Raw genomic sequence first — 8,644 nt, 5'->3', positions numbered from 1 at the left:
GGCTATCTGTGAATCTCGACTTCTTCATCTGCAGAACTCCCTCTTAACGAGAAAATTCTACTTCTCCCAGCGGTGGATTTCAGGGGGTATTACCATCTGAGCAACGTCCCATCGGCTTCGCCCGGTGGCTCGAACCAGGTTCGCATGACCTCCGGCAACATGTCGACGTCGCGTTGGGGCCTGCGTGGCGTCGAAGACCTTGGCGGCGGTCTGAAAGCCATCTTCGAATTGGAAAGCGGCATTTCGTTCGACACCGGCGCACAGAACAACAGCACCCGTCTTTTTGATCGTAGTGCCTTCGTAGGATTGGGTAGCAAATATGGTCAACTGACGTTGGGTCGTCAAACGACACCAATGTATGACACCACGCTGCAACTCGACCCGATGGGCTTCGCGCCGCGCTACTCGCTCTTCAAGATGGATGACGTCTTGGCGGGTCGCGCTGACAATGCTATCAAGTACCGTGGCATCTTCAGTGGCCTGACGGTCACCGGCCTCTACAGCTTTAGCCGCACCGGCGGCGGCGAAGTGCCGGGGAACTACAAGGTCGATCGAAACATGGGCGTATCGCTCATGTATGAAACCGGCGCCCTCGCTGTCGGCGCGGTGTACGACGAGATCCAGGGCAGCACCGTCGCCACGGCCGACCGCAAGGACCGCCGCGCTCTAATTGGCGCGAGCTACGCTTTCGGACCGGCTAAGGCATTTATTGGTTATCGCTGGTACAACGGCAATGTCGGTGCGCTGCCGACGAACGGTTCTAACATTTACTGGGCCGGCCTGCGCTATGGCCTGACGCCCGCACTGACGCTGACCGGCGCCGCCTACTACACGGACAGCCGCAATTCTGGCGCAGACCCGTTCCTGTTCGTTGCCTCGGCAGATTACGCTTTCTCGAAGCGTACCGATGTGTATATGAACGTCGGTTATGCACTGAACCGCGGCAACTCGCAGCTGGGCATGAACGGCTACAACTCGACGACCGGCAGCCCGACCAACGTTGTCCCTGGCAAGGATCAGACCGGCGTCGTCGTAGGCGTACGCCACAAGTTCTGAGCGAGCTCAAAAGAATCGACACTTTCTTGTTAATTCAAGAGAGTTTGTGCCTCCCAACCGGGAGGCATTTTTTTATGACAGGATCGTAATACGCGGGTAATTCAGTGGAGCAGGTCCGGTAGCTAGACTGTGAACACGGTGAGCGATTAGAGACTCACAAACATTGACTCCGGAGAGATTCCATGAAGACGATTCACACTGCCCTGATTGCTGCTGCCCTCACGATTGCTGCCGCCGGCTCCGCCATCGCTGCTACCCCTGATGGCCAGATCCACCGTCCCCGCGACCCCTACACCGACGGCGGACGCGCCGCAGTCAACGACATTTACGCCGGCGGTGCACGCATCGACAAGCGCGACGTGTTCACCGACGGCGCACGCCTCGGCCAGCGTGACGTATTTACCGACGGCTCGCGTATTGGGCCGCGTGATGTGTTCACCGATGGCGCACGCGGAATTTGACGCAAGCCGTCCCTGAAACTCAGACCGACCTCTGTGGGGGAGCCAGGCACCCGTCAGTTGCTTGGCTCTTGGTGCTCTTTCGCTTTATCCCGATGGCGAAAGCTTCCGAAGCTTGCCCTCCCCGGAGGGCAAGCTTTTTTTCCCTCCATCGGCGTCAATCCGGTGCCGTTCATGATGCGGTGGCGCGTGCTACAACTTCCCATCGCCTCGTGTATTGCTAAGCGGCAGAACCGACGCCAATGACGATGAAAAAGGCCCCGCATTGTGCGGGGCCTGTAGTTCACCGGTTCAGCAACGTTCAGCCACCTGTGAAGAGGTCGCTTCTATCAATATAGACGCGCACGCCAGCGCTACCCGGCAGATCCGGCATCAACAAGCCAAGGTCCACACTCGTATCCCTGACCATCTGGGCGAAGGTCCATGCGACGATCTTCTCGCCGGCCCGAAACGCCACCGTCTCGCCAGAGTCCACGTTGACATACCGCATCCCTGGCTTCACGTCGATAATGCGACTGGCCTGAGATTGGCCGGCTGGATCGCCATACAAGGTCGCGTGACGCTTCGCCATCGCCTGCGCCGTCGCCGTCGACGCAGGCACGCCCGGTTTCAACCCGGTCATTTCCAAAGCATACGAAGCCGACATCCCACCCAACAGCAACGCCGCAAACAGCAAGGCGTGTTTCTTCGTTTTCATAGTCATCTCCTTTCTAGAGACTTCGTTGATCTATGAAAACGAGTGTATAAATTGTACGCATGCTGCAGCCTTGCCCGGCGATTACAAATAGGCAATCGGGCTCATTGCACCACTCTACCCAACGACTGGTCGGTCCTGACTCGGCCTACCCACCGAAACCCGCGCTGAGGCTTCAGCACCGTTGAGCGGGAAGCGCAATGTAAAGCGTGTCTTCCCATCCAAGCCGCTCACGGCTGACGCGTCGCCGCCATGGAGCTCCATGATCGACAGGACGATGGCCAGGCCCAGCCCCGTGGACTGTGACGAGTTGGATCTCGCCCTATCCCCACGGAAGAACCGATCAAAGATGAGGGAAAGTTCCCGCTCCGGGATTGGGTCTCCAACGTTCGTGATGTCGATGCAACAATGTGCCGCTTCGCGGCGCACCACCAGATCTATCATCGAATTCGGCCACGCATGACGGACCGCATTTGACAGAACATTGTTGATCGCACGCTGGAACAGAATGGCATCAGCGACCAGGGTGGCATCCCCGCTTACCCTGATTACGACGCTTCGCTCCTCTGCAAGCACCGAAAAGTAGGCGGACAACTTGCGAAGTTCTGCATTCAACTGGAGTTCCGTCAACTCGAGCGCCACATTGCCACTGTCAGCTCGCGCGAGGAACAACATCGCATCGATCATCCTCGCAAGTCGCTGGTATTCGACCAGGCTTTCCTCCACCAAGGCGACATACTCGGGCCCGGTGCGGTCTCGTGACAAGGCGACCTCGGCATGTCCAATGAGGTTGTTAAGCGGCGTGCGCAAATCATGGGCAAGATCGGCGGAGAACCGCGACAGCTTCTGATAACCATCCTCGAGGCGTTGCAGCATCGCATTGAACGCAGAGGCGATATCACGCACTTCGGTGGGCTTGGGTGGCATGTCCACCCGGTAGCTCAGCCGTTCCACACTGATCCGGTTGATCTGCTTGATAAGTACGTGCGCCGGCTCCAGCTCACGGCGCGTAATGGCCGCCCCCACCAGGGCCGTCAATATCACACCGACGGTGGTACCAAGCACGAGCGTCGTCCGGAATCGCGCAGTCACCTGCTTCCTGTCCTCGCCAGACTTCGCCACGAACACCGTCGCCCGCGTACCGTCTCGCCCCAACACCGCATCGGCGGACTGGAACATGAGCGATGACTTTCCCGTGACCGCCGCTTGGTCAGTGCCTTCCAGCAATGCATCGTTGCCCGTGCGAAACAAAAGCCGGCCATCCAGCGCCGTGACGCGAACGATGAGGTCCGAGTAACCTCGCACCAGATCATCGAAGCGATGCTGCGCCGCCGGGACGCCCTGCACCCCGTCCACCTCGCGCAAGAAATGCTCGACCTGTTCGAGTTTTCCCTTTACAACCTCATCGTCTCTGGCCTCGAGTTGCGCGGCGAGCGAGTAGTAAGCAAAGGCGCCCATGCTGGCCAGCGCGATAGACAGTACCAATGCAAAGAAGAGCCCAAGCCGCCTCGTCAGTGACAGCGGGGTTATCGAAGTCCCGGGCCTCATTCCGTCACCGGCCGCGCTCTGGGTCGAGGACATAGCCCATTCCCCGTACGGTATGGATCAGCTTTTGATCGAAGGGATCATCCACCTTGGATCTCAGGCGCCGGATCGCGACGTCAACGACATTGGTATCCGTGTCGAAGTTGACGTCCCAGACCTGGGACGCGATCGTGGTTCGCGACAGCACCTCCCCTCTCCGGCGCATGAGCAGGTGCAACAGCGAGAACTCCTGATTCGTCAATTCAATGCGGGTAGTTCCCCGGAATACCCGCCTTCCAAGCACGTCGATGTCCAGATCGGCAATGCGCAATCGCTCGGACTCCTTCGAGGTGCTTTGGCGCAAGCAACGCCGGATACGGGCAAGGAGCTCGGCAAAGGCGAAGGGCTTGACCAGGTAATCGTCTGCCCCCAACTCGAAGCCTCTGACACGATCCGCCACATCATCCAGCGCCGTCAGAAACAGTACGGGTGTCTCGGACTTGGATCGAATGGACTTGATGACCGTCCACCCGTCCATACCTGGCAGCATGACGTCCAGGATGATGACGTCGTAGTCGGTCTCTTCCGCCATGTGGAGCCCATCGCCACCATTGTTCGCGATGTCGACCACGAAACCCGACTCCGACAATCCCTTCTGCAAATACTCCGCAGTACGCGGTTCGTCTTCTACAACAAGTACCCGCACCTTAGTTTCCTCCTGCAGCAAGCGACTTCGATCCGACCAGTGCTGGCGATGCATTGAAATGCTGAGCTGCATCCGCTTGTTCGCATGGTGCCAGTTCGAACTGAATGGTCACGTGCGTGATATCGAATTTGTCAGCCAGCATCTGCTTCAATTCCGGTAGCACTTCCATTTCCGGGTTGACGGCCGTGTCATTCACGACATGAACCGTCAAGCTCGCCTTGCCGCTGGTAAGTGCCCAGATGTGGAGGTCATGGAAGCTTTTTACCCCGGGCGTCGCCAGAATTTGCTTCTCAACCTCTGCCAGATCCACGTCATCGGGTACGCCTTCGAGCAGCACATTCAGGCTCGACTTCAGCAGGATCCAAGTGCGAGGCAGTACCCAGAGGCCGATCAGCACCGCAATGGCGGAGTCGACCCACGCCCAGCCCGTGAAGCGGATGATGATCGCATCGGCGATGACGCCAACCGACCCGAGCAGATCGCTCCAGACTTCCAGATAAGCACCCTTCACGTTCAGGCTGCTGCTTTGCCCGGAGGACAGCATGCGCATGCTGATGAGATTGATGATCAGGCCCAGCACAGCCACGACGAACATGCCGGTTGACTCAATCTGAGGTGGCGATTTCAGCCGCAGGTAGGCTTCGTACAGGATGTAGATAGCCACACCGAACAGCAGCAATGCGTTAAAGGCCGCGGCAAGAATCTCAAAACGGTAGTAGCCAAATGTCCGCTTCTTGTCCGCGGGTCGCTTGGCGATCGCAATAGCAGCCAGTGCGATGGCCAGTGCGACGGTGTCCGTGAGCATGTGCGCGGCGTCGGAGATCAACGCCAGGCTCTTCGTCATGACACCACCGACCACTTCGGCAATCAGGAACGTACCGGTCAGCGCAAGGGCGATCTTGAGCGATCGCTCGTTGCCACCGGGATGGTCGTGTGAGTGACCTGCGCCCATAGAAACTCCTATAAAAATTGGGCGGTACGATGACCGCCCAAGGATTTACGTCATGCAGGCTGGCGGCCTTGATCCGGTTGATGCGTCTGAGTGACTGGCTCGCGAGTATCTTCCGCGTCCTCATCCTTGCGGTGAGCAAGTCGATAGAGCACCGGCAACACCAGTAGGGTCAGCGCCGTGGACGACAAGATGCCACCGATTACCACCGTTGCGAGGGGACGTTGCACCTCAGCGCCCGTACCGGTGGCGATGGCCATCGGCACGAAACCCAGGGATGCCACCAGGGCCGTCATCAGCACCGGACGCAGTCGCGTCAGGGCGCCAACTCGGACCGCGCTGTCGAGGGAATGCCCTTCTTCGCGCAGCGATCGGATAAACGACAGCATCACCAGACCATTGAGCACCGCCACCCCGCACAGCGCGATGAAGCCCACCGCTGCAGTAATGGACATCGGAATGCCGCGTATCCACAGGGCAAGAATCCCGCCAGTCAGCGCAAAGGGAATGCCCGTGAAGACTAGCAAGCCATCCTTGATGTTGTTGAACATCGCAAACAACAGTACGAAGACCAGCAACAGCGCCACCGGCACTACCACCTGCAGGCGGGTGGTGGCGGACTGCAGTTGCTCAAAGGTGCCACCCCATGTCATCCAGTAGCCAGCCGGGATCTTGACCTGGCTTTGGATAGCCGCTTCCGCCTCGGGCACGAATGAACCAATATCACGTCCACGAACGTTGGCACTGATCACGATGCGGCGCTTGCCGTTCTCGCGCGAGATCTGGTTCGGGCCGGGCGCCATTTCCAGCGTCGCCACCTCGCTCAATGGGATAAACGTCGTTCTCGCGTCCACTCCTTTTGGCAACGGAATCGGCAATCGGCGCAGAGCCTCGACCTCGCCGCGCACAGCTTCGGGCAGGCGGACCACGATATCGAAACGACGATCGCCCTGGAAGAAGGTTCCGGAATCACGGCCTCCGACGCCCGTTGCCACCGCGTCTTGCACGTCGCTCATGTTAAGCCCGTATCGCGCCGCCTTCTCCCGATCGATCTTGACCGTCAGCATCGGCAAGCCGGTGGTCTGTTCTACCTTCACCTCCTGCGCGCCGGGGATGCCCTGCAGCACGGCCGATACCTTCTTCGCCGTCTCGCTGAGCACGTTGTTGTCATCGCCGAAGATCTTGACTGCGACGTCCGAGCGGACCCCGGAGATCAGCTCGTTGAACCGCAGCTGGATCGGTTGGGAGAACTCGTAGTTGTTCCCGGGGATCTTGCCGGCTTCCTCCTGGATGGCGGACAGCAGTTCGGCATGTGTTTTCTTCGGCTCTGGCCAATCCTTCTCAGGCTTGAGCATGATGTAGCCATCCGAAATATTCGGCGGCATCGGATCGGATGCAATCTCCGCCGTACCTGTCCGCGCAAACACGCGCTCGATTTCGGGGAATTTTGCCTTGAGGGTCGTCTCGATCGTCTTCTGCATCTCCACGGACTGCGACAGGCTCGTGCCAGGAATGCGCAGCGCCTGGATGGCAATGTCGCCTTCGTTCAGATTGGGGATGAACTCGCTGCCCAGGCGGGCCGCAATGGCCACGCACAGAACAATTGACACCGCGGCAAACGTCAATACAACGGCCGTGTTCGCGAGCGACTTTTCCAGCAGCGGCTCGTAGCGACGCTTCGCCCAGAGCATGAGACGATTTTCTTTCTCGGCCACCCGTTCGCCGATGAACAAGGCGACCGCAGCCGGAACGAACGTCACGGACAGAATCATCGCGCCCAGCAGCGCCAGGACGACCGTGAACGCCATCGGGTGGAACATCTTGCCTTCCACCCCCGTCAGCGCAAAGATCGGCAGGTAGACGATCATAATGATGAGCTGACCGAAGATCAGTGGGCGACGCGCCTCCTTCGCTGCGGCAAACACCTCATGGAACCGCTCGGAGCGCGTCAATGGCCGGCCATGGTGTTCCTGCGCATGCGCCAGTCGCCTCACACAGTTTTCGACAATCACCACCGCGCCATCGATGATGATGCCGAAGTCGAGCGCGCCCAAGCTCATCAGGTTCGCACTGATCTTGTAGTTCACCATCCCCGTGAAGGTGAACAACATCGCCAGCGGAATGATCGTCGCGGTAATCAGCGCCGCGCGGATGTTACCCAGGAAAAGGAACAGAATTACGATGACGAGCACCGCGCCTTCAAGAAGGTTCTTCTTGACGGTCGCAATGGCCTTGTCGACCAGACGTGTCCGGTCGTATACCGTTACGATCTTCACACCTTCCGGCATCGTACGGTTAATGGAAGCGACCTTTTCATCGACCGCTTTTGACACAGCCCGGCTGTTTTCGCCGATGAGCATGAATACCGTGCCCAGCACAACTTCCTTGCCATTCTCGGTTGCCGCACCGGTACGCAGTTCCTTGCCAATCTCCACATCCCCGATGTCGCGAATGCGGATCGGCTGCCCCTGCGCTGTACCGACAATAATGTTGCGGATGTCGTCTTCGGACGCAACCTGACCCGGCGCACGAACCAGATACTGCTCGCCCCTACGCTCGATGTAGCCCGCACCCACGTTGTCGTTGTTCTTGTTCAGCGCATTGACGACGTCGGTCAGCGTCAGCCCGTACGACGCTAGCCGTTCAAGACTCGGCGCGACCAGGTACTGCTTGTTGAAACCACCGATAGTATTGATCTCGGTGACACCGGGCACGTTACGCAGTTGCGGCCGTACCACCCAATCCTGGATTTCGCGCAAATCTGTCGGCGTATAGGCAGTCCCGTCAGCTTTGCGAGCACCCTCTTCGGCTTCAACGGTCCATAGATAGATCTCCCCGAGGCCGGTCGAAATAGGCCCCATCGCCGGCACAACGCCTTCAGGCAGATTGTCCTTGGCTTCCTGGATGCGCTGGTTGACGAGTTGGCGCGCGAAATAGACGTCCGTGCCATCCTTGAAGATGACCGTCACCTGCGACAAGCCATAGCGGGACAGGGAACGCGTCTGTTCGAGTCCCGGCAGGCCGGCCATCACGACCTCGATCGGATACGTAACACGCTGTTCGGTTTCGAGCGGTGAATAGCCTGGTGCCGAGGTATTGACCTGAACCTGAACGTTGGTAATGTCAGGGACCGCGTCGATCGGTAGTCGGTTGTAGCTGAAAATCCCTAACCCGGCCATTCCAAACACGGCGAGCAGGACCAGCCATCGCTGCTGGATGGCGAAACTAATGATACGTTCAAACATTGCTGTTTCCCC

The 8,644-nt window shown here is 58.8% G+C and carries 7 protein-coding genes; 2 read left to right on the top strand and 5 right to left on the bottom strand.

Going from position 1 to position 8,644, the window contains the following annotated elements; genetic code table 11:
• The first annotated feature begins 12 nt into the window (after nucleotides 1–12).
• A complete protein-coding gene (locus ACUXH0_RS26000) occupies nucleotides 13–1,056 on the top strand; it encodes a porin (RefSeq protein ID WP_476196444.1) in 1,044 nt (347 codons plus the stop codon).
• Between the two features lie 182 nt (nucleotides 1,057–1,238).
• The gene (locus ACUXH0_RS25995; protein WP_008646716.1) at nucleotides 1,239–1,517 is read left to right on the top strand and encodes a hypothetical protein; all 279 of its coding nucleotides are present in this window, start codon (nucleotides 1,239–1,241) and stop codon (nucleotides 1,515–1,517) included.
• 298 nt (nucleotides 1,518–1,815) lie between these two features.
• Here ACUXH0_RS25995 and czcE read toward each other — a convergent pair whose 3' ends face one another.
• The 5 genes from czcE to czcA form a co-directional block, all read right to left on the bottom strand.
• Entirely contained in the window at nucleotides 1,816–2,217 is a 402-nt protein-coding gene (gene czcE / locus ACUXH0_RS25990) for a copper-binding periplasmic protein CzcE (RefSeq protein WP_011514820.1), read from the bottom strand.
• Between the two features lie 108 nt (nucleotides 2,218–2,325).
• Complete coding sequence (czcS, locus tag ACUXH0_RS25985; RefSeq protein WP_182594977.1) at nucleotides 2,326–3,756, bottom strand: sensor histidine kinase CzcS; 1,431 nt, start codon at nucleotides 3,754–3,756, stop codon at nucleotides 2,326–2,328.
• Between the two features lie 4 nt (nucleotides 3,757–3,760).
• Nucleotides 3,761–4,438: a heavy metal homeostasis two-component system response regulator CzcR gene (czcR, locus tag ACUXH0_RS25980; RefSeq protein ID WP_008646724.1), complete on the bottom strand. Its 678-nt coding sequence runs from the start codon at nucleotides 4,436–4,438 to the stop codon at nucleotides 3,761–3,763.
• A 1-nt stretch (nucleotide 4,439) separates the two neighbouring features.
• Nucleotides 4,440–5,390 carry a cation diffusion facilitator family transporter gene (locus tag ACUXH0_RS25975; RefSeq protein ID WP_062739169.1) on the bottom strand — a complete coding sequence of 317 codons (951 nt, stop codon included), beginning with the start codon at nucleotides 5,388–5,390 and terminating at the stop codon, nucleotides 4,440–4,442.
• Nucleotides 5,391–5,440: 50 nt separating this feature from the next.
• On the bottom strand, nucleotides 5,441–8,632 hold the full coding sequence (gene czcA / locus ACUXH0_RS25970; protein ID WP_004635342.1) for a heavy metal efflux RND transporter CzcA: 3,192 nt from the start codon (nucleotides 8,630–8,632) through the stop codon (nucleotides 5,441–5,443).
• Between the last annotated feature and the right edge of the window lie 12 nt (nucleotides 8,633–8,644).

It is taken from the genome of Ralstonia sp. 110700041-2 (assembly GCF_056280165.1).
Note: the sequence above shows the minus strand (reverse complement) of the source record. Positions and strands in the feature narration are given on the sequence as shown.

Bases quoted from the DNA above. Each gene is read 5' to 3' on its own strand.
- ACUXH0_RS25995 (WP_008646716.1), top strand. From the start codon at position 1,239: ATGAAGACGATTCACACTGCCCTGATTGCTGCTGCCCTCACGATTGCT.
- czcE (WP_011514820.1), bottom strand. From the start codon at position 2,217: ATGACTATGAAAACGAAGAAACACGCCTTGCTGTTTGCGGCGTTGCTG.
- czcS (WP_182594977.1), bottom strand. From the start codon at position 3,756: ATGAGGCCCGGGACTTCGATAACCCCGCTGTCACTGACGAGGCGGCTT.
- ACUXH0_RS25975 (WP_062739169.1), bottom strand. From the start codon at position 5,390: ATGGGCGCAGGTCACTCACACGACCATCCCGGTGGCAACGAGCGATCG.
- czcA (WP_004635342.1), bottom strand. From the start codon at position 8,632: ATGTTTGAACGTATCATTAGTTTCGCCATCCAGCAGCGATGGCTGGTC.